This is a genomic window from Phytopseudomonas dryadis (genome assembly GCF_004327355.1).
Taxonomy (GTDB): Bacteria; Pseudomonadota; Gammaproteobacteria; order Pseudomonadales; family Pseudomonadaceae; genus Aquipseudomonas; species Aquipseudomonas dryadis.
The window spans coordinates 160319-184706 of sequence record NZ_QJUM01000009.1; the positions used below are offsets into that span (position 1 = coordinate 160319).

Below are 24388 nucleotides of genomic sequence, written 5' to 3' on the forward strand. Positions count from 1 at the left end.
GGCTTGCCCTGTAGCCTGGCGTTGAGCGCAGCGATACCCAGGGTGCGGTTTCCCGGGTGTCGCTGCGCTCGACCCGGGCTACGCAAGGATAGCGTTCCTGCCGAGACGTTCGGCGGATTCCACCTGTGGCTGATCCGCCCTGCACGGGATTCAGCAACAGGCGCGCAGAACGGCCACATTCATGTGGGAGCCGCGCCCTCGCGGCGAATCGTGGGCATACCGCGATTTCTGCGGCATGCCCACGCCGGGGGCGACGCTGCTGCTGGTCAATCCTGACTGCGAGCGGGCTCCTGCAGGCCAAGGACCGAGACGGTATCTACGGAATTCCAGACCCTAACCTTGCAGTGTGCTCACTGCGATACCGGGGAAGTCGGTGATGATGCTGTCCACGCCGAAGTCGGCCAGGCGGCGCATCAGCGCTGGCTCGTTGACCGTCCACACCGATACGTGCAGGCCGGCCTTCTGCGCCTTGAGCAGGCGTTCCGGGGTGCACAGCGTCCAGTTCAGGGCCAGCAGGTCGCAGCCGTAGTTGTGTGCGACCTTGAGCGGGTCCAGCCAGGCGTATTCGGCCACCAGGCCCCGGGAAATATGCGGCGTCAGCTGTTGCGCGGCGCTCAGGACTTCGCGCGAGCTGGAGGTGATGGCGACCTTGTCGACCAGGCCGAAACGTTCGGCCAGCGTGGCGATGGCTTCCACGGTGCGGGCGGCGCGAACCCGTGAGGCGCTCTTGACCTCCAGTTGCCAGTGCTCGAACGCGCATTGCTCGAACAGCTCGGCCAGGCGCGGGATGGGGCAGGGGTGGCGCCAGCCGGGGCCGCCGCGGCGCGCGTCGTAGCCGACCAGTTCGCTGGCGTCGTGCTCGACCACCTTGCCGCGGTGGCCGGCGGTGCGCTTGAGGGTCGGGTCGTGGATGACCATCAGTTCGCCATCGCGAGACAGGTGCAGATCCAGCTCGCAGCGGCGCACGCCATGCGCCAGGCACTGCTGGAAACTGACCAGGGTGTTTTCCGGCGCTTCGCCTTTGGCGCCACGGTGGCCGTATATCAGGGTCACGGCTGCTCCTTGCTCGGGGTGGCTGTACGGGGTTGGTGATGGCGCACGCTGTCGAGCACGTGGTCGTACTCGAAGTACACGCTGAACTCGCGATAATCCCAGCGGGTGATCGGCGGCTTGCCCACGGCGGGGTGTTCCTCGTCGGCGAGGCCGAAGCGTTCCAGTACCGAACGCTTGGATTGCCCGTGCTGGGGCAGCAGGTCGTGCCCCGCGCCCTGGGCGCCGATGGGGATCTGCAGGGTATCGGCCCGGGCTGCCAGGGGCAGCAGCAGGAGCAGCGGCAGCAGTCGTCGTGCGTTCATGGTAGCGGTGACTCCTCTCGAGCCTGACGGCGCTCCAGCGCCTGGCGTTGCAGGATATGCCGGGCGAGCAACTGGCGCTGTGCGTCAGTCAGCGCTTCGAATTCGGCGCCGATCTCGAACTGGCCCTGCAACTCCCGGCAATGCATGACCCTGGCGCGCAGCAACAGGCCCAGGGCCTGGGGCATGAGCACCATCTTCAGCGCCAGATGGCTGTCCACCGCCAGTGGCTGAGCGGTCTGGAAACTGATCCCGCCCTCGGACAGGCTGACCCGCTTGGGTGGGCCGATATCGCGCAGCAGGCTCTGGGCCATGGCCTGGCCGAGCAGGTCGATGCGTTTGTTGACCACCTTCAGGTAGTTGGCCAGCGTGCGGTCGCGTTCGCTGATGTGGCGCAGCAGGTGCTGCGATTCGAAATCCATCACATGCAGTTCGCTGAGCAGGTTGAACAGCGGCGAGCCGTCGTGAAGCTCATCGCTGGCCAGGGCTTCGGCGCCTGCCAGGGGGGTGAAATCCAGTGCGATCGTGTCGTCGATACGGTAGTATTCGCGGCGATCGTTTTCATCTTGAGTCGGCATGGCGAACCCATGGCAGCAGTGATGGTCAGAGTGTAAGGCTGCTCGCCAGACCCCGCCACAAGGACGTTCCTCTTTCCCTCGAACAAGCCCCCTACATGTTCAGACCCCTGTCCATTTTCATTGGCACGCGCTACACGCGGGCCAAACGCCGCAACCACTTCGTTTCGTTCATTTCCCTGACTTCGATGATCGGGCTGGCGCTGGGCGTGCTGGTGATGATCCTGGTGTTGTCGGTGATGAACGGCTTCGACCATGAAATGCGCACCCGCGTACTGGGCATGGTGCCCCATGCCACGGTCGAGAGCGCCACGCCGATCAGCGACTGGCGCGCTCTCGCCGAGCGGGCCCTGGAGAATCCCCAGGTGGTCGCGGTCGCGCCTTTCAGCCAGATGCAGGGCCTGCTGACCAACGACGGCAAGGTGCAGAAGGTGCTGATCAACGCCGTGGACCCCGTCGAGGAGCCCAAGGTGTCGATCATCGGCGATTTCTTCCGCGAAGGCAGCCTGAGCGATCTGCAGCCCGGCACCTTCGGTATCGTCATCGGCGACAAGGCGGCCGAGAAGCTCGGTGTCGGCATCGGCGACAAGGTCACCTTCGTCGCCCCGGAAGTCACCGTCACCCCGGCGGGGATGTTCCCGCGGCTCAAGCGCTTCACCGTGGTCGGTATCTTCCATGTCGGCGCCGGCGAGATCGACGGCTTCGTGGCCATGACCCATGTCCAGGATCTGGCCCGCCTGCAGCGCCATCAGGCCGATCAGGTGCAGGGCATCCGCCTCAAGTTCGCCGACCTGTTCCAGGCGCCGCGCACCGCCTGGCAACTGGTGCAGACCTTCGGCGAGCGCGAGTACCAGGCCCGCGACTGGACGCGTACCCACGGCAACCTGTACCAGGCCATCCGCATGGAAAAGGCGATGATCGGCCTGCTGTTGCTGCTGATCGTCGCGGTGGCCGCGTTCAACATCATTTCCACCCTGGTGATGGTGGTCACCGACAAGAAGGGCGATATCGCCATTCTGCGCACCCTCGGCACCACGCCGCAGCAGATCATGGCCATCTTCATGGTCCAGGGCACGGTGATCGGCGTGATCGGGACCGCCATCGGCGCCGTGCTGGGCATACTCGCGGCGCTGAACATCAGCGCCATCATCGCCGGCGTCGAGCGCCTGCTGGGCATCAAGTTCCTCAACGCCGATGTGTATTTCATCGACTACCTGCCGTCGCAGCTGATGCTCGCCGACGTGCTGCAGGTCTGCGCGGCGGCGTTGATCCTGAGTTTCTTCGCCACTCTTTATCCGGCCTGGCGCGCGGCGCGCACCCAGCCCGCGGAGGCATTACGTTATGAGTGATCCGGTCATGCAGGCGCAGGGGCGCGCCGTGCTCAGCTGTCGCAACCTGGGCAAGCGCTACGAGGAGGGCCCGCAGTCGGTGGTGGTGCTCGATGGCCTGCAGCTGGAGCTGCACCCGGGCGAGCGGGTGGCCATCGTCGGCAGCTCCGGCTCGGGCAAGAGCACGCTGCTGAACATGCTTGGCGGTCTGGATACGCCCAGCAGCGGCAGCGTCTGGCTCGCCGGCGAGGAGCTGTCGGCGCTCAACGAGAAGCAGCGCGGCCTGTTGCGTAACCGTGCGCTGGGCTTCGTCTACCAGTTCCATCACCTGTTGCCCGAGTTCACCGCGCTGGAGAACGTGTGCATGCCGCTGCTGATCGGCCGTACCGCCATCAGCGAGGCCCGCCAGCGTGCCACCGAACTGCTCGAGCGCGTCGGGCTCGGCCATCGCCTGGCGCACAAGCCGGCGGAGCTGTCCGGGGGCGAGCGCCAGCGGGTGGCCATTGCCCGTGCCCTGGTCAACCGGCCGGGCCTGGTGCTGCTCGACGAGCCCACCGGCAACCTCGATACCCATACCGCCCAGGGCATCCAGGATCTGATGAAGGAGCTGAGCAGCGCCTCGCAGACCGCTTTCCTGGTGGTGACCCACGACCTGCAACTGGCGCGGCAGATGGATCGGGTGCTGAGCCTGGAAGACGGCAAGCTGGTGGGCGCCTGATATGTTCCGGCCACTGAGCGTCTTCATCGGCTTGCGCTACACCCGTGCCAAGCGGCGCAACCACTTCATCTCGTTCATTTCGCTGACCTCGATGATCGGCCTGGCCATGGGCGTGCTGGCGATGATCGTGGTGCTCTCGGTGATGAACGGCTTCCACCGCGAGATGAGCTCGCGCATTCTCGGCATGGTGCCCCACGCCAGCATCGCCGGCGTGCCGGCCCTGGATGACTGGCAGGCGCTGGCCAAGGTGGCGCTCGAAGAGCCGCAGGTGGAAGCGGCGGTGCCGTTCGCCGAACTCGAGGGCATGCTCTCCTACCGGGGGTCGATGCAGCCGATCCAGTTGCACGGTATCGATCCGCAGTTGGAGCCCAAGGTCTCCATCATCGGCGAGCACATGGTGCAGGGCCGCCTGAGCGACCTGCGCGAAGGCGAGTTCGGCGTGGTCATCGGCGAGATCACCGCGCGGCGCTTCCAGCTGCGGGTCGGCGACAAGCTGGCGCTGATCGTGCCCGAGGTCAGTTCGGTGCCGGGCGGCATCACGCCGCGCATGCAGCGCCTCAACGTGGTCGGGGTGTTCAAGGTCGGCGCCGACCTGGACAGTTCCCTGGCCCTGATCAATGTCGCCGATGCAGCGCAGATCCAGCGGTTGCAGCCGGGGCAGGTGCAGAGTGTGCGGCTCAAGCTGACGGATCTGTACCAGGCGCCCCAGGTCGGCGCCGCGCTGGCGGCGAAACTGGGCGATGGCTACCGCGCCAGTGACTGGACGCTGACCCAGGGCAGCCTGTTCAGTGCGATGAAGATGGAAAAGACCATGATCGGCCTGCTGTTGCTGCTGATCGTCGCGGTGGCCGCGTTCAACATCATCGCCACGCTGATCATGGTGGTCGCCGACAAGGGCGCGGATATCGCCATCCTCCGGACCCTGGGCGCCACGCCGCGGCAGATCATGGCCGTCTTCATGGTGCAGGGCACGGTGATCGGGGTGATCGGCACGGTCATCGGTGGTGTGCTCGGCATACTGGCGGCGCTGAACGTCAGCCAACTGGTCGGCTGGTTCGAGCGTGTCAGCGGGCAGCATGTGTTCAGCTCCGATGTCTACTTCATCAGCAACCTGCCCTCGGAACTGCAGATGGGCGACGTGGTGCTGATCTGCAGCGCGGCCTTCACCCTGAGTTTCCTCGCCACCCTGTACCCGTCCTGGCGCGCCTCGCGCACCCAGCCGGCCGAGGCCCTGCGTTACGAGTAAACGGCCTGGCAATTGGCTGCTAGTCTTGAAAGGCCGTTACCGGGGTAACGCGCACGAGCCCATGGATGGGCGCGAGGGAGAAGCATGCGCACAGGGATGTTGGCGCTGGCGGCAGGGCTGCTGCTATTGCGCTTTCTGCCGGCATTGCCGCCGGCCTGGCTGTTGCCACCGCTGGCGCTGCTCGGCCTGGCCTTGCTGCCGCTGCGCAGCTATCCGCTCGGCCTGGCGCTGCTCGGTTTCAGCTGGGCCTGCCTGTCCGCGCAGTGGGCGCTGGACGATCGCCTGGCTGCCGAACTCGATGGCCGCACGCTGTGGCTGCAGGGGCGGGTGGTGGGCCTGCCGGATGTGCGTGAAGGCGTCACCCGGTTCGAACTGGAGCAGGCGCATTCGCGGCGCGCCGTCTTGCCGCAGCGCCTGCGCTTGTCCTGGTACGGCGGCCCGGCGTTGCAGGCTGGCGAAACCTGGCGCCTGGCGGTCAATCTCAAGCGGCCCCACGGGCTGGTCAATCCGCAATCCTTCGATTACGAGGCCTGGCTGCTGGCGCAGCGCATCGGTGGCGTCGGTACCATCAAGTCCGGGCACCGGCTGAGCGAGGCGGGCGGGGCGGCGGCCTGGCGTGACCGCCTGCGCCAGCACATGCTGGCCAGGGATGCCCACGGCCGGGCCGGCGCCCTGGCGGCGCTGGTACTCGGCGATGGCTCGGGCCTGTCGGTGGCCGACTGGCGGATTCTGCAGGATACCGGCACGGTGCACCTGCTGGTGATCTCCGGGCAGCACGTGTCGCTGCTGGCCGGGCTGCTCTACGGCCTGGTGTTCTGGCTGGCCCGCCTGGGCTGGTGGCCGCGGGCCGTGCCCTGGCTGCCGGTGGCCTGCCTGCTGGCGTTCGCCGGGGCGCTCGGCTATGGCCTGCTGGCCGGTTTCGAGGTGCCGGTGCAGCGGGCCTGCGCGATGATCGGCCTGGTACTGCTGTGGCGTTGGCGTTTCCGCCATCTCGGTCTCAGCCTGCCGTTGCTGGCGGCGCTGGTCGCGGTTCTGCTGCTGGAGCCCCTGGCCAGCCTGCAACCGGGGTTCTGGCTGTCCTTCGGCGCGGTGGGCCTGCTGTTGCTGATCTTCGCCGGTCGCCTGGGCGCCTGGGCCTGGTGGCGCAGCCTCGGCCGGGCGCAATGGGCCATGGCGCTCGGGCTGCTGCCGATGTTGCTGGGCCTGGGCTTGCCGATCAGCGCCAGCAGCCCGCTGGCGAATCTGATCGCGGTACCCTGGGTCGGCTTCGCCGTGGTGCCGCCGGCGCTGCTCGGCACCTTGTTGTTGCCGGTGCCCTGGCTGGGCGAGGCCTTGCTGTGGTGGGCGGGGTTCGCCCTGGAGTGGCTGTTCCGCCTGCTGGCGCTGATGGCCACCTGGCTGCCGGCCTGGTTGCCCAGTGCGCTGCCGTTCTGGGCCTGGTTGCTGGTGGCGCTCGGTAGCGTGCTGATCCTGCTGCCCGGCGGCGTGCCGCTGCGCGCGCTGGGTTTGATCCTGTTGTTGCCCCTGCTGTTCACCGTGCCGCAGCGACCCGCCGAACAGCGGGCGCAGGTATGGATGCTGGATGTCGGCCAGGGCCTGTCGATGCTGGTGCTCACCCGGCGGCACGCGCTGCTGTACGACGCCGGCCCCCGGGTTGGCGACTTCGACAGCGGCGAGCGGGTGGTGCTGCCGTCGCTGCGCGCCCTCGACGTGCGCAGGCTGGATCTGTTGCTGCTCAGTCATGCGGACAACGACCATTCCGGCGGCGCCGAGGCCGTGGCCCGTGGCCTGCCGGTGAGCCGTGTGCTCAGCGGCGAAGCACACGCGCTGCCGGCAGTCCTCGAGGCGCGGCCTTGCACGGACGAGCAATGGAGCTGGGACGGCGTGCTGCTGCGCACCTGGCGCTGGAGCGCGGCGGCCGACAGCAACCAGTCATCCTGCGTGCTGATGATCGAGGCGGCGGGCGAGCGCCTGCTGCTGACCGGCGATATCGACCAGCCTGCCGAACGCGCGCTGATCGACAGCGGCCAGGACCTGCGCGCGGCGTGGTTGCTGGCGCCGCACCATGGCAGCCGCAGTTCGTCTTCCTGGGCGCTGCTCAAGGCGGTGCAACCGGACGCCGTGCTGTTCTCGCGCGGCAAGCACAATGCCTATGGCCACCCGCACCCGCAGATCGTCAGCCGCTATGCGGCGTTCGCGGCGCAGCCCTACGACAGCGTCGCGACCGGCGCGTTGCGCATCGACCTGGGCGACTTCGGCGAACCGCGGGCGTTGCGCGACAGGCCACGCTTCTGGCGGGAAAAATGAGAACCGCAGCCGTCGGCGCGCCAGCGACCCTATGCTAGAGTGGCGCCACTTTCGCGAAGGGGATTTGCCACCGTGTGGGAACTGGTCAAAGCTGGCGGCTGGGTGATGCTGCCGATCATTCTGTGTTCAATCGCCGCCCTCGGCATCATCGTCGAACGCCTGTGGACGTTGCGTCCCAGTCGCGTGACCCCGCCCAACCTGCTGGCCCAGGTATGGCGCTGGATCAAGGACAAGCAACTGAACAACCAGAAGCTCAAGGAGCTGCGCGCCCATTCGCCGTTGGGCGAGATCCTGGCCGCCGGTCTGGCCAACTCCAGGCATGGCCGCGAGGTGATGAAGGAGTGCATCGAGGAGGCCGCGGCCCGGGTGGTGCATGAGCTGGAGCGTTACCTCAACGCCCTGGGTACCATTGCCGGGATCGCGCCGCTGCTCGGGCTGCTCGGCACGGTGATCGCCATGATCGACATCTTCAGCTCCTTCATGGGCGGCAACATGGCCAATCCGGCCTTGCTCGCCGGTGGTATCGCCAAGGCGCTGATCACCACCGCGTCGGGTCTGACCGTGGCCATCCCGGCGCTGTTCTTCCACCGCTTCCTGCTGCGTCGTGTCGACGAGCTGGTGGTGGGCATGGAGCAGGAGGCGATCAAGCTGGTGGAAATGGTGCAGGGCGAGCGCGACGTCGACCTGGCCGAGGCGCCCAAGCCTAGCAAGGGGAGCAAGAAGGCGTGAAGTTCAAACGTGGACGTCGCGAGAATGTCGAGATCAACCTCGCCTCGCTGATCGACGTGGTGTTCATCCTGCTGCTGTTCTTCGTGGTGACCACCACCTTCACCCGCGAGACGCGCATGCAGGTCGACCTGCCCGAGGCCGCCAGTGGCACGCCGCCGGAGCAGAGCGAACTGAAGCAGATGGAAGTGGTGATCGCCGCTGACGGCAGTTTCTCGCTGAATGGCAAGGCGCTGGTGAAAAGCGATCTGGACAGCCTGATGGCGGTGCTGCAGAAAGAGTCCGATGGCGACAACAGCCTGCCGCTGACCATCAGCGCCGACGCCAAGACCACCCACCAGTCGGTGATCACCGCCATGGACGCGGCGGGCAAGCTGGGTTTCGCCCACCTGCGCATCACCACGGTCGAGGCGCAGGCGGCGCCCTGATGGCCAGTCTCTCCGAGCGCCTGGTCAGCGCCTGGTATCAGGGGCACCCGGGGCTGGCATTGCTGCGCCCCCTGGAACTCGTCTACCGCTGCGTGGTGCAGCGCAAGCGCGCGCGTTTCCTCGCCGGGCAGGGGCAGATCTACCGCGCGCCGGTGCCACTGATCGTGGTCGGTAACGTCACGGTCGGCGGCACCGGCAAGACGCCCCTGATTCTCTGGCTGATCGAGCAGTGCCAGGCCCGCGGTCTGCGGGTCGGTGTGATCAGTCGCGGCTATGGCGCCAGGCCGTCGCAGTTGCCCTGGCGGGTGCGTGCCGAGCAGACTGCCGCCGAGGCCGGCGACGAGCCGCTGCTGATCGTCCAGCGCAGCGGCGTGCCGCTGATGATCGACCCGGATCGCAGCCGCGCCGCCCGGGCCTTGCTGGCCGACGAGCCGCTGGATCTGCTGCTCAGCGACGATGGTCTGCAGCACTACCGCCTGGCCCGCGACCTGGAGCTGGTGCTGATCGATGCCGCCCGTGGCCTGGGCAATGGCCATTGCCTGCCTGCCGGGCCCTTGCGCGAGCCGGCGCAGCGCCTGGAGAGCGTCGACGCGTGCCTGTACAACGGTGCGCCGAGCGATCCGGCCGGCGGCTATGCCGTCACCCTGGAGCCCACGGCGCTGGTCAATCTGCGCAGCGGCGAACGCCGCCCGCTGGATCACTTTCCTCCCGGCCAGGCGCTGCACGCCGTGGCCGGGATCGGCAACCCGCAGCGTTTCTTCGCGACCCTGGAGGCGCTACACTGGCGGCCGATCGCCCATGCCTTCGCCGACCATGCTCCCTACAGTGCCGAGTTGCTGGATTTCTCGCCGGCCCTGCCACTGCTGATGACGGAGAAGGATGCGGTGAAGTGCCGGGCCTTCGCCGGCGAAGACTGGTGGTACCTGGCGGTGGATGCCCGGCCGTCGGCCGCGTTCTCGGCCTGGTTCGAGGCGCAACTGGCCGGCCTGTTGCCCGCTGCGCGCTAAGCCCTTGTCGCAACCCTCCCTTCTCAAGGATCTCCCATGGACCCGAAACTGCTCGATATCCTGGCCTGCCCGATCACCAAGGGGCCACTCAAGCTCAGCCAGGACAAGACCGAACTGATCAGCAAGGGCGCCGGTGTGGCCTATCCGATCCGCGACGGCATTCCGGTGATGCTGGAAAGCGAAGCGCGCACCCTCAACGATGACGAACGCCTGGACAAGTAAGATGAGCAACGCGTTTACCGTGGTGATTCCGGCGCGCTTCGCCTCCAGCCGCCTGCCGGGCAAGCCGTTGCAGGCTATCGCCGGCAAGCCGATGATCCGGCACGTCTGGGAGCAGGCCTGCAAAAGCAGTGCGCAGCAGGTGGTGGTGGCCACCGACGATGCGCGTATCGTCGACGCCTGTCGCGCGTTCGGCGCCGAGGTGCAACTGACCCGGGCCGATCACAATTCCGGCACCGATCGTCTGGCCGAGGTCGCCACGGCGCTGGGCCTGGCCAAGGATGCCATCGTGGTCAACGTGCAGGGCGACGAGCCGCTGGTGCCGCCGTCGATCATCGACCAGGTGGCGGCCAACCTGGCGAACAATCCCCAGGCAGCCATCGCCACCCTGGCCGAGCCGATCATCGAGGCCGCGGCGCTGTTCAACCCCAATGTGGTCAAGGTCGCCAGCGACCTCGATGGTCTGGCGCTGACCTTCAGCCGGGCGCCGTTGCCCTGGGCGCGCGATGCCTTCGCCACGGACCGCGATACCTTGCCCGCCGCTATTCCCTATCGCCGGCATATCGGCATCTACGCTTACCGTGCCGGCTTTCTTCATGACTTCGTCGCCTGGGGCCCGTGCTGGCTGGAAAACGCCGAATGCCTGGAGCAGTTGCGGGCGCTCTGGCATGGCGTGCGTATCCACGTCGCCGATGCCCTGGAAGCGCCACCCGCCGGCGTCGATACCGCGGATGATCTCGAGCGCGTGCGCCGGCTGCTGGGGGCCTGATGCGGGTTCTGTTCGTCTGCCTGGGTAATATCTGCCGTTCGCCGACGGCCGAGGCCATCATGCGCCAGCGTCTGCGGCAGGCCGGTCTGGCCGAGCGCATCCTGGTGGACTCCGCCGGTACCGGTGGCTGGCATGTCGGCAAGGCGCCCGATCCGCGCACCCAGCAGGCCGCGCTGCGCCGTGGCTACGACCTGTCCGCTCTGCGCGGGCGCCAGGTGTCGGCCGATGACTTCTCCCGTTTTGATCTGCTGCTGGCCATGGACAGCAGCAACCTGAGCCACCTGCAGGGCTTGCGTCCGGCCACTGCGTCGGCCGAACTGGATCTCTATCTGCGCCGCTATCGACTGGCGCTGGAGGATGTGCCCGATCCCTACTACGGCGGTGCCCAGGGTTTCGAACAGGTGCTGGACCTGCTCGAGCAGGCCAGTGATGCCTTGCTCAGCGAACTCAAGGGGCGCCTATGAGCCTGCTGGTGCAGCCTGGCATGTCGCTCAAGGCCTACAACACCTTCGGCGTGGATGTGGCGGCGCGCTACTGGGCCGAGGCAGACGATGATGAGCAGGTGCGTCAGGCGCTCGACGCTGCCCGCGAGCGGCAGGTGCCGTTGCTGGTGCTCGGTGGCGGTAGCAACCTGCTGCTGACCGCCGACGTCGAGGCGCTGGTGCTGCGCATGGCCAGCCGCGGTATTCGCTTATTGGCCGATGATGGTCAGCGGGTGGAGATCGAGGCGGAAGCCGGCGAACCCTGGCATGGCTTCGTGCAATGGACCTTGCAGCAGGGCTTTGTCGGTCTGGAGAATCTCAGCCTGATTCCCGGTACGGTCGGTGCCGCGCCGGTGCAGAACATTGGCGCCTATGGCGTCGAGCTGAAGGATTGTTTCCTTGGCCTGACGGCTCTGGATCGGCAGAGTGGCGCGATCCGTGGGTTCGATCGGCAGGAGTGCGGCTTCGCTTATCGCGACAGCCTGTTCAAGCGCGAAAGCGGGCGCTGGATCATCCTGCGCGTGCGTTTCGTCCTGAGCCGCAACGCACCGCTGCATCTCGATTACGGCCCGGTGCGTCAGCGCCTGGCGGAGCAGGGCATCGAGTCGCCGAGCGCCGCCGACGTCGGTCGCGCCATCTGCGCCATTCGCAGCGAGAAGCTGCCGGACCCCGCGGTGCTCGGCAACGCCGGCAGCTTCTTCAAGAATCCACTGGTGCCGGCCGAGCTGGCCCAGCGTCTGCAGCAACGCCACGCGGATCTGGTGGCCTATCCGCAGGCCGATGGCCAGGTGAAGCTGGCGGCTGGCTGGCTGATCGAAAAGGCCGGCTGGAAGGGCTTTCGCGATGGCGATGCCGGTGTGCACCGGCTGCAGGCGCTGGTGCTGGTCAACCATGGTCAGGCCAGCGGGCAGCAACTGCTCGCGCTGGCGCGGCGCATCCAGGCGGATATCGCCGAGCGTTTTGGCGTTAGCCTGGAAATCGAGCCGAACGTGATTTAGCGGCAAGCTACAAGCCGCAAGTTGCAAGTGAAAGCGGATCGAGGGCTATCCTTAGCCTGGCGATCGCTTCCATGCTCCAGCGTGAGAGCCCGGCGAGCAGCAACAGCGGCCGTGCTTGCAGCTTGAAGCTTGTGGCTTGCCGCTATAAAAAAAGGGATGCCGAAGCATCCCTTTTTCTTTTGCGCGTTACCTGTCAGCTTTGCGGCTTTGGCGCGTCCTGATCGTGCTGAGCGCTCTCGTCGACCGGCGTGACGATGACGTCGGCCTGCTCGACTGGCTCGCTGGCCGGTTGAGTGTCGACGACGGGAGCAGCGGGTTCGGCTTCCTCGACCACTGCGGCTGGAGCGGCCTTGGCGGCCTGTTCAGCTTCGCGGGCCAGGCGCTCGGCTTCGCGTTGGCGACGACGCACTTCGCGTGGATCGTTCGGTGCGCGGCCATTGCTTGGCCGGACTGCCGCGGGTGCGGGTTCGGCAGCGGCTTCGGCTGGCTCTGGTTGAGGCTCCGGCTCCGCCACCTGGAAGGTCTCGGCCGGTGCTTCGACCGGGGCGGCTTCGACAGGAGCTACCTCGGCTACCGGTTCTACCGGTTCGGCGTTGACCTGCGGCTCGGCCGCGACTTCTTCGACGCTCGCGGCTGTCGGCTCGGCGACGGCCTGAGCGGCCGGGGCGGGTGCCTCGAGCTGTTCGGTCGGTGCCTCGGCTGCGGCTTCACCGAGTTCGGCCGGGCGCTCGGCCGGCGCTTCGGTCTGCACCGGGGCCTGTTCGGCTACGGCTTCCTGGCGCTCTGCCGTCTGCTCGAGTGGAGCCTCGACCGCGGGGGCGGCAACTTCGAGCGGAGCCGTCGCTTCGCTGGCTTCGGCTTGCGCGGCGGCAGGCTCGGCGCTGTCGGTGGTTTCGGCAACCACGGCGGCGACGGTGGCTGCAGCGGCGATGCTGGCGTTGGACAGCGGCTCCTCGCCGTTCTCTTCGCCACCTTCGATCAGGTTGCCATCGGCATCACGCTGACGCTCGCGACGGTTGCTGCGGCGACGCTGGCCACGGGAGCGGCGGCGAGGGCGCTCGTTGCCGCCTTCGCTGTTGTCCTGCTCGTCATCCTGCAGTTGTTCGTCGTTGTTCAGCACTTCGTCTTCGGCGGCAGCGGCCTGGGCCTGCTCGGCGCGTGGCTGGCGTTCCTCGCGCGGCGGACGCGGCTGGCGCGGTTCGCGTTGCGGGCGCTCGGCGCGTGGTTCCTCGTTGCTGGCGTCGGCCTGCGGCGCGTCCAGCGGGGCGCGCAGTTCGCGTGGCTGGCGCTCTTCGCGCGGCTTGCGCTCGCGACGATTCTCCTGGCCTTCGCGCGGCGGACGCGACTGGCGCACTTCCTGCGGCTCGCGCACTTCCACGTTCTCGCGTGGCTGACGCTCCTCGCGCGGGGCACGGGCCTGACGCTCTTCGCGTGGGGCGCGTTCTTCGCGCGGCTTGCGTTCTTCGTCGCGGCGACCGCTGCGGTTGCGATTCTGCTGACGGCCGTTGCGACGCTCTTCGCGCGGCTGGCGTTCGCCCACCTTCTTCTCGATGACCACCGGCTTCTGTTCTTCGGCGCTGGCGAACAGGCCGACCAGGGACTTCACCAGGCCCTTGAACAGGCCGGGCTGAGCGGCGGCAACCGGGGCGGCCGCGGCGACCGGTTCCGGCGTCGGGGCTGGTGCGCTGCGCGGCGGTGCGGCCTTGATCGCGGCTTCCTGGCGAACCAGGGTGCGGGTGGCGGCTGCCGGTTTCTCTTCCTCGACTTCGACCGTGGCCATTTCGTAGCTGGTCTGGGTGCTCTGGGCTTCCGGGCTGTCGTCACGGATGCGCTGCACTTCGAAGTGCGGCGTTTCCAGGTGATCGTTCGGCAGGATGACGATGCGCGCCCGGGTGCGCAGTTCGATCTTGGTGATCGAGTTGCGCTTCTCGTTGAGCAGGAAGGCGGCGACCGGGATCGGCACCTGGGCGCGAACCTCGGCGGTGCGATCCTTCAGCGCTTCTTCTTCGATCAGGCGCAGGATCGCCAGCGACAGCGACTCGACGTCGCGGATGATGCCCTGGCCGTTGCAGCGCGGGCAGACGATGCCGCTGCTTTCGCCCAGCGATGGACGCAGGCGCTGGCGGGACATTTCCAGCAGGCCGAAGCGCGAGATGCGGCCGACCTGTACCCGGGCGCGGTCGGCTTCCAGGGCTTCGCGAACCTTTTCTTCCACGGCGCGCTGGTTCTTCGCCGGGGTCATGTCGATGAAGTCGATGACGATCAGGCCGCCGATGTCGCGCAGGCGCAACTGGCGGGCGATTTCTTCGGCCGCTTCGAGGTTGGTCTGCAGCGCCGTTTCCTCGATGTCGCTGCCTTTGGTGGCGCGCGCCGAGTTGATGTCGATGGACACCAGGGCTTCGGTCGGGTCGATGAAGATCGAGCCGCCGGACGGCAGTTTCACTTCACGCTGGAAGGCGGTTTCGATCTGGCTTTCGATCTGGAAACGGTTGAACAGCGGCACGCTGTCTTCGTACAGCTTGATCTTGCTGGCGTACTGCGGCATCACCTGGCGGATGAAGCTCAGGGCTTCTTCCTGGGCCTCGACGCTGTCGACCAGCACTTCGCCGATGTCCTGGCGCAGGTAGTCGCGGATGGCGCGGATGATGACGTTGCTTTCCTGGTAGATCAGGAAGGGTGCGGCGCGGTCCTGGGAGGCTTCCTTGATCGCGGCCCACAGTTGCAGCAGGTAGTCGAGGTCCCACTGCATTTCTTCGCTGGAGCGGCCCAGGCCGGCGGTGCGCACGATCAGGCCCATGTCGCCCGGGGCGTTGAGGCCGTTCAGCGCTTCGCGCAGTTCGTTGCGTTCTTCGCCTTCGATGCGACGGCTGATGCCGCCGGCACGGGGGTTGTTGGGCATCAGCACCAGGTAGCGGCCGGCGAGGCTGATGAAGGTGGTCAGGGCCGCGCCCTTGTTGCCGCGCTCTTCCTTCTCGACCTGGACGATGACTTCCTGGCCTTCGCGCAGCACGTCCTTGATGTTGACGCGGCCTTCGGGGGCCTTGCTGAAGTATTCGCGGGAGATTTCCTTGAGGGGGAGGAAGCCGTGGCGCTCGGAGCCGAAGTCGACGAAAGCGGCTTCGAGGCTGGGTTCGACGCGCGTGATGCGGCCTTTGTAGATGTTGGATTTCTTCTGGACGCGGGCACCTGATTCGATGTCCAGGTCGTACAGGCGCTGGCCGTCGACCAGTGCGACACGCAACTCTTCGGGTTGAGTTGCGTTAATCAGCATTCTTTTCATGTAGTACCGTCGGTTTCCGGTGCTGCCGGAAGCCGCGTTAGGCACACACGACGCTCAGGGTCGGTGTCAGGCGCGTCAGAAACGGGCGTAAATCGTTTCATTGTCGAGCGGCAGCAGCCAGTTGTGCTGGGCCGCGACGGACGTCTCCTGCTCGCTGTTGGTGACAGAAAGCACTCAGAACCTGCTGACGATCCGCTGCGCATCGGCCCTGCTGCGTTAAAAAACCGGCTCGGAACGCTCATTTACAGAGCTTCCTCGCCCGTCCTGACCAGCCGGAGGCTGTGACTAACGTAGCGCCTTGCATGGCTCTAGCTCGCGAGACCGTAAACACGTTCTCAGTCAGGAGGAGGAATCAATGGTCGGTAGCGGACGAGATGAAGCGTCTTGGATAAAGCTGTTTGCTACGCAGGCCGACCGTTGTGCATCTCCACCCTACACGTATCGCTGAAAATCGGGTGCCGCTCGCGAAAATCCGCAGCGGGTTGGCATTTACCGCAACCGTCCAAGTGGGCAGGTCGCGCATCTAGTCGCAGGCTTTATTTCCGAGTTCCTCGAGCGGCCTGAGGGGCCTATCGCTCTATGAAGAGCCCGTCGGACGGCCTTACGTCCTGAAAGGGTTGCTTGGGCCGGGATGGCAGTTTGGCGATCATCCGCAGACCAGGCCGCTTTTGGCGGCATTCGCGACTATAGCAGCAATGATTAAGTGCTTCAATTCCATAAAAAATTGTTATGATCGCGGCCATGACGACTCCCATCCCCCCAACCTCCGGCGTTCAGCTGCTCGAGGTCGCGCCTGAACTCGCGGGTCAGCGCATCGACAATTTCCTCCGAACCCAGCTCAAGGGCGTGCCCAAGACCTTGATCTACCGCATCCTGCGCAAAGGCGAGGTGCGGGTCAACAAGGGCCGGATCAAGCCCGAATACAAGCTGCAGCCCGGCGACATCGTGCGTGTTCCGCCACTGCGCCTGGCCGAGCGTGACGAGCCCGAGCCGCTGGCCCAGGGGCTGCTGCAGCGCCTGGAAGCGGCCATCGTCTACGAGGACAAGGCGCTGATCGTGCTGAACAAGCCGGCCGGCATCGCCGTGCACGGCGGCAGCGGCCTGAACTACGGGGTGATCGAGGCGTTTCGCCAGTTGCGTCCCGATGCCAAGGATCTGGAACTGGTGCACCGCCTCGATCGCGACACCTCCGGCCTGCTGATGATCGCCAAGAAGCGCAGCATGCTGCGCCACCTGCACGAGGCGCTGCGCGGCGACGGCGTGGACAAGCGCTACATGGCGCTGGTGCGTGGCCACTGGGCCACCGCCAAGAAGCAGATCAATGCGCCGCTGCTCAAGAGCAACCTGCGCTCCGGCGAGCGCATGGTCGAGGTCAACCCCGAGGGCAAGGAGGCGCTGACGGTGTTCCGTGTGCTGCGCCGTTTCGGCGAGTTCGCCACCCTGGTCGAGGCCAAGCCGGTCACCGGCCGTACCCATCAGATCCGTGTGCATGCCCAGTACGCCGGGCATTGCATCGCCGGCGACAGCAAGTACGGTGACGACGATTTCAGTCGCGAGATCCGCGAGCTGGGCGGCAAGCGCCTGTTCCTGCATGCCTACGAGCTGAACGTGCCGCTGCCCGAAGGCGGCACGCTCAAGCTGGAAGCGCCGGTCGACGAGATGTGGGCGCGTACCCTGGAGCGCCTGAGTGCGTGACTATCGGCTGTTGATCTTCGACTGGGACGGCACCCTGGTCGACTCCATCGGCCGCATCGTCGCCGCCATGCACGCGGCGGCCGACCACTGCAGCCTCGAGCGGCGCAGCGACGAGGCGGTCAAGGCCATCATCGGCCTGGCGCTGCCCGAGGCGATCACCACGCTTTATCCGGAACTCGTCGAAGCCGCACACGTCGAACGCTTCCGTGCCAGCTACAGCGACTGTTATGTGGCTATGGATCAGACGCCCTCGGCGTTCTTCGCGCAGGTGGAGCAGAGCCTGGCGCAGTTCCGAGCGCAGGGTTATCAGTTGGCCGTTGCCACCGGCAAGAGCCGCCGTGGCCTGCAGCGGATTCTCGACGCGCTGGGCTGGCAGGAATATTTCGATATCACGCGGTGCGCCGATGAAACGGCGAGCAAGCCCGATCCCCGGATGCTGCATGAAATTCTTCAGCATTGTGACGTGCCTGCCGAGCAGGCACTGATGATCGGTGATTCCTCGTTCGATCTGCTGATGGCGCAGCGCGCGGGTATGGATTCTGTGGCGGTGGGTTACGGTGCGCAGACGCTGACGGCGTTGAGTGCCTATGAGCCGAAACTGTCGATCAACCATTTCATGGAACTGGGCGCCTGGCTGAGCCGAATGCCGGTCGAGCGCCGAACCGAGGTGAGTGAGCATGTGGGGTGAGAAAAAAACGCCGGTGGTGGCCGAGAGCGACCCGAAAAGCTGGAAGCTGCTCGAGAAGACCCTGCTGGCCAGCGTTCACGAGCAGCGGCGTTCGCGGCGCTGGGGAATCTTCTTCAAGCTGCTGACCTTCATCTACCTGTTCGGCGCCCTGGCGCTGTTCTCGCCCTTGCTCAACCTGCAGAAGGGCGCGAGCAGCTCGGCCCATACCGCGGTGATCGAGGTGCGCGGGATGATCGCCGACAAGGAGATGGCCAGCGCCGACAACATCGTCGGCAGCCTGCGCAGCGCCTTCGAGGACGCCAATACCAAGGGCGTGATCCTGCGCATCAACAGCCCCGGCGGCAGTCCGGTGCAGTCCGGCTACATCTATGACGAGATCCGCCGGCTGCGTGGCGAGCACCCGGATATCAAGCTGTATGCGGTGATCACCGACCTCGGTGCGTCCGGGGCCTACTACATCGCCAGCGCCGCCGACCAGATCTATGCCGACAAGGCCAGCCTGGTCGGCTCCATCGGCGTCACGGCGGCCAGTTTCGGTTTCGTCGGGCTGATGGAGAAGCTCGGCGTCGACCGCCGCGTCTATACCTCGGGCGAGCACAAGGCGTTCCTCGACCCCTTCCAGCCGCCGAAGGCCGAGGAAACGGCGTTCTGGCAGGGTGTGCTGGATACCACGCACAAGCAGTTCATCGCCAGCGTCCGGCAGGGCCGCGGCGACCGCCTCAAGGTCGACGAGCATCCGGAGCTGTTTTCCGGCTTGGTCTGGTCGGGTGAGCAGGCGCTGCAACTGGGCCTGATCGACGGGCTGGGCAATACCAGCTATGTGGCGCGGGAAGTGATCGGGCAGAAGGAGCTGGTCGATTACACCGTGCAGGAAAGCCCGCTGGATCGCTTCACCAAGAAACTCGGCGCCAGTGTGGCCGAGCAACTGGCCATGTGGATGGGGTTCCAGGGACCGACGCTGCGCTGATCGAAGGAAGCGGCAAGCTTCAAGCCACAAGCTGCAAGACAGAGCAAATGCGTGCGCCCGCCTGCCGTCTACCCTGCGCCTGAACGGCGGAGGGCGGCAAGCCAAAAGCCTGTATCCGCGTACGGATTTGCTTGAGGCTTGTAGCTTGAGGCTCGAAGCTGCCTTTCAGCGTTCGTCGAGGGCGAAGGCGGTCAGGGTGAAGGTGGCAATGCCCAGGTCCTGCAGCTTTTGCGAGCCGCCGAGTTCGGGCAGGTCGATGATCGCGGCCGCCTCGTACAGGCTGGCGCCCATGCGCCGTACCAGTTGCGCGGCGGCCAGCAGGGTGCCACCGGTGGCGATCAGGTCGTCGAGGATCAGCACCTGGTCGCCTTCGCACAGGCTGTCGGTATGCACTTCGAGGAAGGCTTCGCCGTACTCGGTCTGGTAGCTCTGGCTGAGCACGTCGGCGGGCAGCTTGCCCTGTTTGCGGAACAGGATCAGCGGCTTGTTCAGTTCGTAGGCGATGATCGAGCCGATCAGGAAGCCACGGGCGTCCATGGCGCCGACATGACTGAAGTCGGCTTCCACATAGCGCTGGATCAGGCTGTCGATGACCATGCGCAAGGCGCGCGGGGACTGGAACAGCGGGGTGATGTCACGGAACACCACGCCGGGTTTGGGAAAGTCGATGACCGGGCGGATCAGGGTCTTGATGCTGAATTCGTCGAAGATCATGCGGGCATCCTTGGGGCCACCGCGCGACAGGCTCTCTGCGCTTGCCTGGAGCCGGCCAGCGCCAGGCGCTGGCGAGTCGTCAGCCGCTGAGATTGCCGCCGGCCAGGGCGCAGAGCTCGATCGGGTCGAGAATATGCACTTCCTTGCCTTCGGCTTCGAGCAGCTTGTTCTGCTGGAAGCGGGTGAATACCCGCGACACGGTTTCCACCGCCAGGCCCAGGTGGTTGCCGATTTCGTTGCGCGACATCGACAGGCGGAACTGGTTGGCGGAAAACCCCCGGGCGCGGAAGCGGGCCGAGAGGTTGACCAGGAAGGTGGCGATGCGCTCGTCGGCGGTCTTCTTCGACAGCAACAGCATCATCTGCTGATCGTCGCGGATCTCGCGGCTCATGATGCGCATGAGCTGGCGACGCAGCTGTGGCAGGCTCACCGACAGCTCGTCGAGACGCTCGAAGGGGATCTCGCACACCGAGGTGGTTTCCAGGGCCTGGGCCGATACCGGATACAGCTCGGTGTCCATGCCGGACAGCCCGACCAGTTCGCTGGGCAGGTGGAAACCGGTGATCTGCTCTTCGCCGGCATCGCTGAGGCTGAAGGTCTTCAAGGCACCGGAGCGGACGGCGAACACCGAGCTGAAGGCATCGCCCTGGCGGAACAGGAACTCGCCCTTTTTCAGCGGACGGCCGCGCTTGACGATCTCATCGAGCGAATCCATGTCGTTGAGGTCGAGTGACAGCGGCAGGCACAGGCTGGCGAGGCTGCAATCCTTGCAGTGCGCCTGATGTGGCGCACGCAGCTTGATGCTTTCGGACATCGGTGCGATCTCTGAGATTAAACACACAGGGGGCCTAGGGTCTGTTGACCTTTCAGCACAAGCCGCGTTGCTGCGCAAAATCTCGCCAGGCTAGGCGGAGGACGCAGGGAATGGTTGTCCCTTGCCAAGTCCTCCAACAACGCATGGCGAGATTTTTCGCGCAACCCGCAGGGCCGGGCCCGTTTTGCCGCGACTGCTGCGTTTCTCGCCACTCATTTGGAACACCAAACTTCGTGGCTCGTGCCTTGCCTCGCGGCAAAACGGGCTCCGGCGCGGTCGTGCTGAAAGGTCAACAGACCCTAAGGGTACAGCAGAGAAGAGCGAGGGGCCAGCCGCTATCGAACAGCGCTCAAGTAGTGGCATTTTGCGCCGATATGCTCGGATACCCATGACGTTGCCAGGAGCCTGCCATGCGTGTGGATACCGTTGTTCCGAGTGCGGCGCCGGCCGCCGTGGCCAGCGCCAGCGTGAATGAGTCGACAGCGCGCGAAGGAGGGGCCGCCGTCGATGCCGAAGGCATCCGGGTGACCTTGTCCGAACTGGGCCGTGCCCGTTCCGCACAGGCGCAGAAGAACGGCGACATCGATGACAGCGATCTGCCCGCCACCATCAAGCAGTTGCTCAAGGTGATCCGCGAGCTCAAGGCACAGCTCGCCGAGAAGATGGCCGAGCTGCAGGCGTTGATGGCGCAGCAGGAGATGGATGCCGAGACGCGGCAGATGCAGGCCCAGGCGCTGCAGACCGAGGTCGCCTCGCTCAGTGGCGCCCTGAGCAGCGCCAGCGCCCAGTTGGTCAAGGCCATGAGCGATCAGAACCTCGGTTCGGAGCAGGGCTTGACCGTCGCCTCGTTGTTGATGGGCTGAGCCGCGGCTCAGATCACCCGCGAGAAACGCTGCTGGTTCTGTTCACTGAGGTAATGGTCGAACAGCATGCACAGCGAACGCACCAGCAGGCGTCCGGCCGGCAAGACCTCGATGCCGTCGTCGCGCAGTGCGATCAGGCCATCACGGGCCATTTGTTGCAGTGCCGGCCAGGTGGCCTTGAAGTAGCTGCGAAAGTCGATGGCGAAACGCTGCTCGATGTCCGCGAAGTCCAGCTGGAAGTGGCAGATCAGTTGCTGGATCACCGCCCGACGTACGCGGTCGTCCTCATTGCACAGCAGGCCTCGCTGTACGGCCAGCTGGCCGCTGGCCAGAACCTCCTGGTAGCGCGCCAGGTCGGTGGCGTTCTGGCAATACAGATCCCCTACCTGGCTGATGGCCGACACGCCCAGGCCGATCAGGTCGCAATGGCCATGGGTGGTGTAGCCCTGGAAGTTGCGTTGCAGGCTGCCGTCTTCCTGGGCGCTGGCCAGTTCGTCGTCGGGCAGCGCGAAGTGATCCATGCCGATATAGCGATAACCCGCGTCGCTCAATTGTTCGATGCTGCCCTGCAGCATGGCCAGCTTTTCCGCGGCGCCGGGCAGTTGCCGGCTGTCGATGCGCCGCTGCGGCATGAAGCGCTCGGGCAGGTGGGCATAGTTGAACAGCGACAGGCGATCCGGCTGCAGGGCTATCACCTGCTGGACGGTGTGGGCGAAGTTCTCCGCGGTCTGCAGGGGCAGGCCATAGATCAGGTCGATGTTCACCGAGCGGAATTGCAGGGTGCGCGCGGCTTCGACGATGGCGCGGGTTTCTTCCAGGCTCTGCAGGCGATTGATCGCCCGCTGCACGTCGGGGTCGAGATCCTGCACGCCGAGGCTGACGCGGTTGAAGCCCAGTTCGCGCAACAGGCCCATGGTCGACCAGTCCGCTTCGCGCGGGTCGATTTCGATGCTGTAGTCGCCGGAGTCGTCGTCGAGCAGGGTGAAGTGCTGGCGCAGCCTGGCCATCAGTTGGCGCAACTGGTCATGGCTGAGAAAGGTCGGGGTGCCGCCGCCCAGGTGCAGTTGTTCGATGCGCTGGCGCTTGTCGACATGGTGGCCGATCACCTCCATTTCCCGCTCCAGCTCCAGCAGGTAGGGCAGGGTGCGGCCACGGTCCTTGGTGATGACCTTGTTGCAGGCGCAGTAGTAGCAGATGTTGGCGCAGAACGGCAGGTGCAGGTACAGCGACAGCGGACGCAGGGCCTTGCGGCTGTCGCGCAGGGCGTGCAACAGGTCGAAGGAACCGATGCCGCCGTGGAACTGCATGGCGGTCGGATAGGAGGTGTAGCGTGGCCCGGCCTGATCGTAGCGGCGGATCAGATCGGTGTCCCACTGGATGGTGTCGAGCATGATGGGCGGTTTCCGCTTCAGCAGTCATTGCCCGGAAGTCTAGGGGGCGCCAGATACCGGCTTGTTGATCTGAGTCATGGGGTCGCAGCGGCAGCGCTACCGCCGATCCTGTGCCCGACGGCGAACAGAGAACAGACGAAATTCTTCCCGCGAACCTCTCCCCATGTAGCCCGTGGTTGAGCGCAGCGATACCCGGGAGGGGGCGGCCCTGGGTATCGCTGTGCTCGACCCAGGCTACGGGCTGAGCCTGTGCCCGACGGCGAACAGAGAGCAGACGAAATTCCTCTCGCGAACGCCTCCCTACGTAGCCCGTGGTTGAGCGCAGCGATACCCGGGAGGGGACGGCCCTGGGTATCGCTTCGCTCGACCCAGGCTACGGACTGATCAGCTTGTCGCTGCCCTAATGCCCATGCCTTTCAACATGTTGGCGGCTCGAGAAGAGCGCTGGAGGCTTGAGGCTGGACGAAATGCGGCGTTGCTCTTCTCGTCCAGCCTTCAGCGCTCTTTGCGGCTTTAATGGCTGTTGTTACCCGATCGCCGTCTTTCGAAGACGTTGAAAGGCATGGCCCTAATGCCCCATCAGCCAGTGCTGGTGAGGGCCGGGCAGCGTCCACAGGCCGAACAGCATGACCAGCAGGCCGCCGGCCACGCGCACGCCGCGCCGACGCAGCAGCCTGCTCAGGCGCTCGGTGGCCATGCCGGTGGCCAGCAGTACCGGCAGCGTGCCGACGCCGAAGGCCAGCATCAGGGCGGCGCTGCGCAGGGCATCGCCCTGGCTGGCGGCCCACAACAGGGTGCTGTAGACCAGCCCGCAGGGCAGCCAGCCCCACAGGCCGCCGAGGATCAGGGCCCGGCTTGCGCTGGTCACCGGCATGCAGCGGCGGGTGATGGGCTGGATATGCCGCCACAGGCCGCGGCCCAGCGCTTCGATGCGGGTCAGGCCGCTCCACCAGCCAGCCAGGTACAGGCCCATGGCGATCAGCAACAGGGCGGCGAGGGTGCGCAGCAGGGTCGCCAGGGGGCCGCTGGCCACTGCCCAGCCGGCTAGCCCGAGCAGCAGACCGGCCAGGGCATAGCTGCCGATGCGCCCGCCGTTGTAGGCCAGCAGCAGCTGCAGGCGCCGCTGGCGCTGCTCCGGCGGGATCGCCAGGGTCAGGGCGCCCATCAGCCCGCCGCACATGCCCAGGCAGTGGCCACCGCCGAGCAGGCCGAGAATCAACGCGGACAGCAGTTGTGGCAGCAGCTCAGGCACCGGGTGGGTCCTGCTTGTCGTCGGGCTTTTGCGCCTGTTGCACGCCGGCCTGGTGACGTGGGTCGTCATCGTCGAACAGGATGCTGTGCGCCGGGCCGTCGAGGTCGTCGTACTGGCCGCTGTCCACCGCCCAGAAGAACAGCCAGACGGCGAAGGCGGCCAGCAGCAGGGCGACCGGGATCAGGATGTATAACGCGGTCATAGGGATCTCGGAAATTAAAGACGATTAAAGGCGCTGGAAAGCCAGAAGCCGAGAATAGCGCTGGAGGCTGAAGGCTGAACGAAAAAACTAGGTAGCCCGGGTCGAGCGCAGCGACACCCGGGGAGGTTTCACCTGGGTATCGCTGCGCTCAACCCAGGCTACGGGGCAGAAGCCGATAAGAGCGCCAGAGGCTGGAGGCTGAACGAAAAAGCTTGACAGGGGCAAGGCCCGAGCAAAACTCTGTCCAGCCTCCAGCCTCCAGCCTCCAGCCTCCAGCCTCCAGCCTCCAGCCTCCAGCCTCCAGCCTCCAGCCTCCAGCCTCCAGCCTCCAGCCTCCAGCCTCCAGCCTCCAGCCTCCAGCCTCCAG

24 protein-coding genes are annotated in these 24388 nt (G+C 66.1%); 15 read left to right on the top strand and 9 right to left on the bottom strand.

Annotation, left to right across the window (positions count from 1 at the left end):
- Nucleotides 1–333: 333 nt before the first annotated feature.
- Genes DNK34_RS09985 through DNK34_RS09995 form a run of 3 tightly spaced genes read right to left on the bottom strand, consistent with a single transcriptional unit; the run spans nucleotide 334 to nucleotide 1930 of the window.
- Nucleotides 334–1053, bottom strand: a complete 720-nt coding sequence (locus DNK34_RS09985; RefSeq protein WP_131173726.1) for a glycerophosphodiester phosphodiesterase — start codon at nucleotides 1051–1053, stop codon at nucleotides 334–336.
- Nucleotides 1050–1355 carry a phosphodiesterase gene (locus tag DNK34_RS09990; protein ID WP_131173725.1) on the bottom strand — a complete coding sequence of 102 codons (306 nt, stop codon included), beginning with the start codon at nucleotides 1353–1355 and terminating at the stop codon, nucleotides 1050–1052. Before DNK34_RS09990 ends, DNK34_RS09985 begins: the two co-directional genes overlap by 4 nt.
- The gene (locus DNK34_RS09995; RefSeq protein WP_131173724.1) at nucleotides 1352–1930 is read right to left on the bottom strand and encodes a PilZ domain-containing protein; all 579 of its coding nucleotides are present in this window, start codon (nucleotides 1928–1930) and stop codon (nucleotides 1352–1354) included. The genes DNK34_RS09990 and DNK34_RS09995 overlap by 4 nt, the downstream gene beginning before the upstream one ends.
- A 95-nt stretch (nucleotides 1931–2025) precedes the next feature.
- Here DNK34_RS09995 and DNK34_RS10000 point away from each other — a divergent pair, with 95 nt between their 5' ends.
- From DNK34_RS10000 to murB, 11 genes are all read left to right on the top strand, one after another.
- Nucleotides 2026–3276 (top strand): lipoprotein-releasing ABC transporter permease subunit, encoded by a 1251-nt coding sequence (locus DNK34_RS10000; RefSeq protein ID WP_131173723.1) that lies wholly within the window; start codon nucleotides 2026–2028, stop codon nucleotides 3274–3276.
- Entirely contained in the window at nucleotides 3269–3973 is a 705-nt protein-coding gene (gene lolD, locus DNK34_RS10005) for a lipoprotein-releasing ABC transporter ATP-binding protein LolD (protein WP_131173722.1), read from the top strand. The genes DNK34_RS10000 and lolD overlap by 8 nt, the downstream gene beginning before the upstream one ends.
- A 1-nt stretch (nucleotide 3974) precedes the next feature.
- Entirely contained in the window at nucleotides 3975–5219 is a 1245-nt protein-coding gene (locus tag DNK34_RS10010; protein WP_131173721.1) for a lipoprotein-releasing ABC transporter permease subunit, read from the top strand.
- An 84-nt stretch (nucleotides 5220–5303) separates the two neighbouring features.
- Nucleotides 5304–7526, top strand: a complete 2223-nt coding sequence (locus tag DNK34_RS10015) for a DNA internalization-related competence protein ComEC/Rec2 (protein ID WP_207401580.1) — start codon at nucleotides 5304–5306, stop codon at nucleotides 7524–7526.
- Nucleotides 7527–7598: 72 nt separating this feature from the next.
- The gene (locus tag DNK34_RS10020) at nucleotides 7599–8255 is read left to right on the top strand and encodes a MotA/TolQ/ExbB proton channel family protein (protein WP_131173720.1); all 657 of its coding nucleotides are present in this window, start codon (nucleotides 7599–7601) and stop codon (nucleotides 8253–8255) included.
- Nucleotides 8252–8680: an ExbD/TolR family protein gene (locus DNK34_RS10025; RefSeq protein WP_131173719.1), complete on the top strand. Its 429-nt coding sequence runs from the start codon at nucleotides 8252–8254 to the stop codon at nucleotides 8678–8680. The genes DNK34_RS10020 and DNK34_RS10025 overlap by 4 nt, the downstream gene beginning before the upstream one ends.
- The gene (gene lpxK, locus DNK34_RS10030; RefSeq protein WP_131173718.1) at nucleotides 8680–9687 is read left to right on the top strand and encodes a tetraacyldisaccharide 4'-kinase; all 1008 of its coding nucleotides are present in this window, start codon (nucleotides 8680–8682) and stop codon (nucleotides 9685–9687) included. The genes DNK34_RS10025 and lpxK overlap by 1 nt, the downstream gene beginning before the upstream one ends.
- 36 nt (nucleotides 9688–9723) lie before the next feature.
- A complete protein-coding gene (locus DNK34_RS10035) occupies nucleotides 9724–9909 on the top strand; it encodes a Trm112 family protein (RefSeq protein ID WP_013791977.1) in 186 nt (61 codons plus the stop codon).
- Nucleotide 9910: 1 nt separating this feature from the next.
- Entirely contained in the window at nucleotides 9911–10675 is a 765-nt protein-coding gene (gene kdsB, locus DNK34_RS10040) for a 3-deoxy-manno-octulosonate cytidylyltransferase (RefSeq protein ID WP_131173717.1), read from the top strand.
- Nucleotides 10675–11139, top strand: a complete 465-nt coding sequence (locus DNK34_RS10045) for a low molecular weight protein-tyrosine-phosphatase (RefSeq protein ID WP_131173716.1) — start codon at nucleotides 10675–10677, stop codon at nucleotides 11137–11139. Before kdsB ends, DNK34_RS10045 begins: the two co-directional genes overlap by 1 nt.
- On the top strand, nucleotides 11136–12155 hold the full coding sequence (gene murB, locus DNK34_RS10050) for a UDP-N-acetylmuramate dehydrogenase (protein WP_131173715.1): 1020 nt from the start codon (nucleotides 11136–11138) through the stop codon (nucleotides 12153–12155). The genes DNK34_RS10045 and murB overlap by 4 nt, the downstream gene beginning before the upstream one ends.
- A 193-nt stretch (nucleotides 12156–12348) precedes the next feature.
- Here murB and rne read toward each other — a convergent pair whose 3' ends face one another.
- Nucleotides 12349–15435, bottom strand: a complete 3087-nt coding sequence (gene rne, locus DNK34_RS10055; protein ID WP_131173714.1) for a ribonuclease E — start codon at nucleotides 15433–15435, stop codon at nucleotides 12349–12351.
- 741 nt (nucleotides 15436–16176) lie between these two features.
- Here rne and rluC point away from each other — a divergent pair.
- Genes rluC through DNK34_RS10070 form a run of 3 tightly spaced genes read left to right on the top strand, consistent with a single transcriptional unit; the run spans nucleotide 16177 to nucleotide 18785 of the window.
- Nucleotides 16177–17130, top strand: a complete 954-nt coding sequence (rluC, locus tag DNK34_RS10060) for a 23S rRNA pseudouridine(955/2504/2580) synthase RluC (protein ID WP_131173713.1) — start codon at nucleotides 16177–16179, stop codon at nucleotides 17128–17130.
- Nucleotides 17123–17818, top strand: coding sequence for an HAD-IA family hydrolase (locus DNK34_RS10065; RefSeq protein ID WP_131173712.1), 696 nt, complete (start codon nucleotides 17123–17125; stop codon nucleotides 17816–17818). The genes rluC and DNK34_RS10065 overlap by 8 nt, the downstream gene beginning before the upstream one ends.
- Complete coding sequence (locus DNK34_RS10070; RefSeq protein ID WP_131173711.1) at nucleotides 17808–18785, top strand: S49 family peptidase; 978 nt, start codon at nucleotides 17808–17810, stop codon at nucleotides 18783–18785. Before DNK34_RS10065 ends, DNK34_RS10070 begins: the two co-directional genes overlap by 11 nt.
- A 165-nt stretch (nucleotides 18786–18950) precedes the next feature.
- Here DNK34_RS10070 and DNK34_RS10075 read toward each other — a convergent pair whose 3' ends face one another.
- Complete coding sequence (locus tag DNK34_RS10075; RefSeq protein ID WP_131173710.1) at nucleotides 18951–19499, bottom strand: adenine phosphoribosyltransferase; 549 nt, start codon at nucleotides 19497–19499, stop codon at nucleotides 18951–18953.
- Nucleotides 19500–19578: 79 nt separating this feature from the next.
- The gene (fnr, locus tag DNK34_RS10080; protein ID WP_131173709.1) at nucleotides 19579–20313 is read right to left on the bottom strand and encodes a fumarate/nitrate reduction transcriptional regulator Fnr; all 735 of its coding nucleotides are present in this window, start codon (nucleotides 20311–20313) and stop codon (nucleotides 19579–19581) included.
- 410 nt (nucleotides 20314–20723) lie between these two features.
- On the opposite strand from fnr, the gene DNK34_RS10090 reads away from it, so the two are divergent.
- A complete protein-coding gene (locus tag DNK34_RS10090; protein ID WP_131173707.1) occupies nucleotides 20724–21176 on the top strand; it encodes a hypothetical protein in 453 nt (150 codons plus the stop codon).
- An 8-nt stretch (nucleotides 21177–21184) separates the two neighbouring features.
- Here DNK34_RS10090 and hemN read toward each other — a convergent pair whose 3' ends face one another.
- From hemN to ccoS, 3 genes are all read right to left on the bottom strand, one after another.
- Nucleotides 21185–22567: an oxygen-independent coproporphyrinogen III oxidase gene (gene hemN, locus DNK34_RS10095; protein ID WP_131173706.1), complete on the bottom strand. Its 1383-nt coding sequence runs from the start codon at nucleotides 22565–22567 to the stop codon at nucleotides 21185–21187.
- Between the two features lie 568 nt (nucleotides 22568–23135).
- Complete coding sequence (locus DNK34_RS10100) at nucleotides 23136–23819, bottom strand: sulfite exporter TauE/SafE family protein (RefSeq protein WP_131173705.1); 684 nt, start codon at nucleotides 23817–23819, stop codon at nucleotides 23136–23138.
- Nucleotides 23812–24021, bottom strand: coding sequence for a cbb3-type cytochrome oxidase assembly protein CcoS (ccoS, locus tag DNK34_RS10105; protein ID WP_131173704.1), 210 nt, complete (start codon nucleotides 24019–24021; stop codon nucleotides 23812–23814). The genes DNK34_RS10100 and ccoS overlap by 8 nt, the downstream gene beginning before the upstream one ends.
- Between the last annotated feature and the right edge of the window lie 367 nt (nucleotides 24022–24388).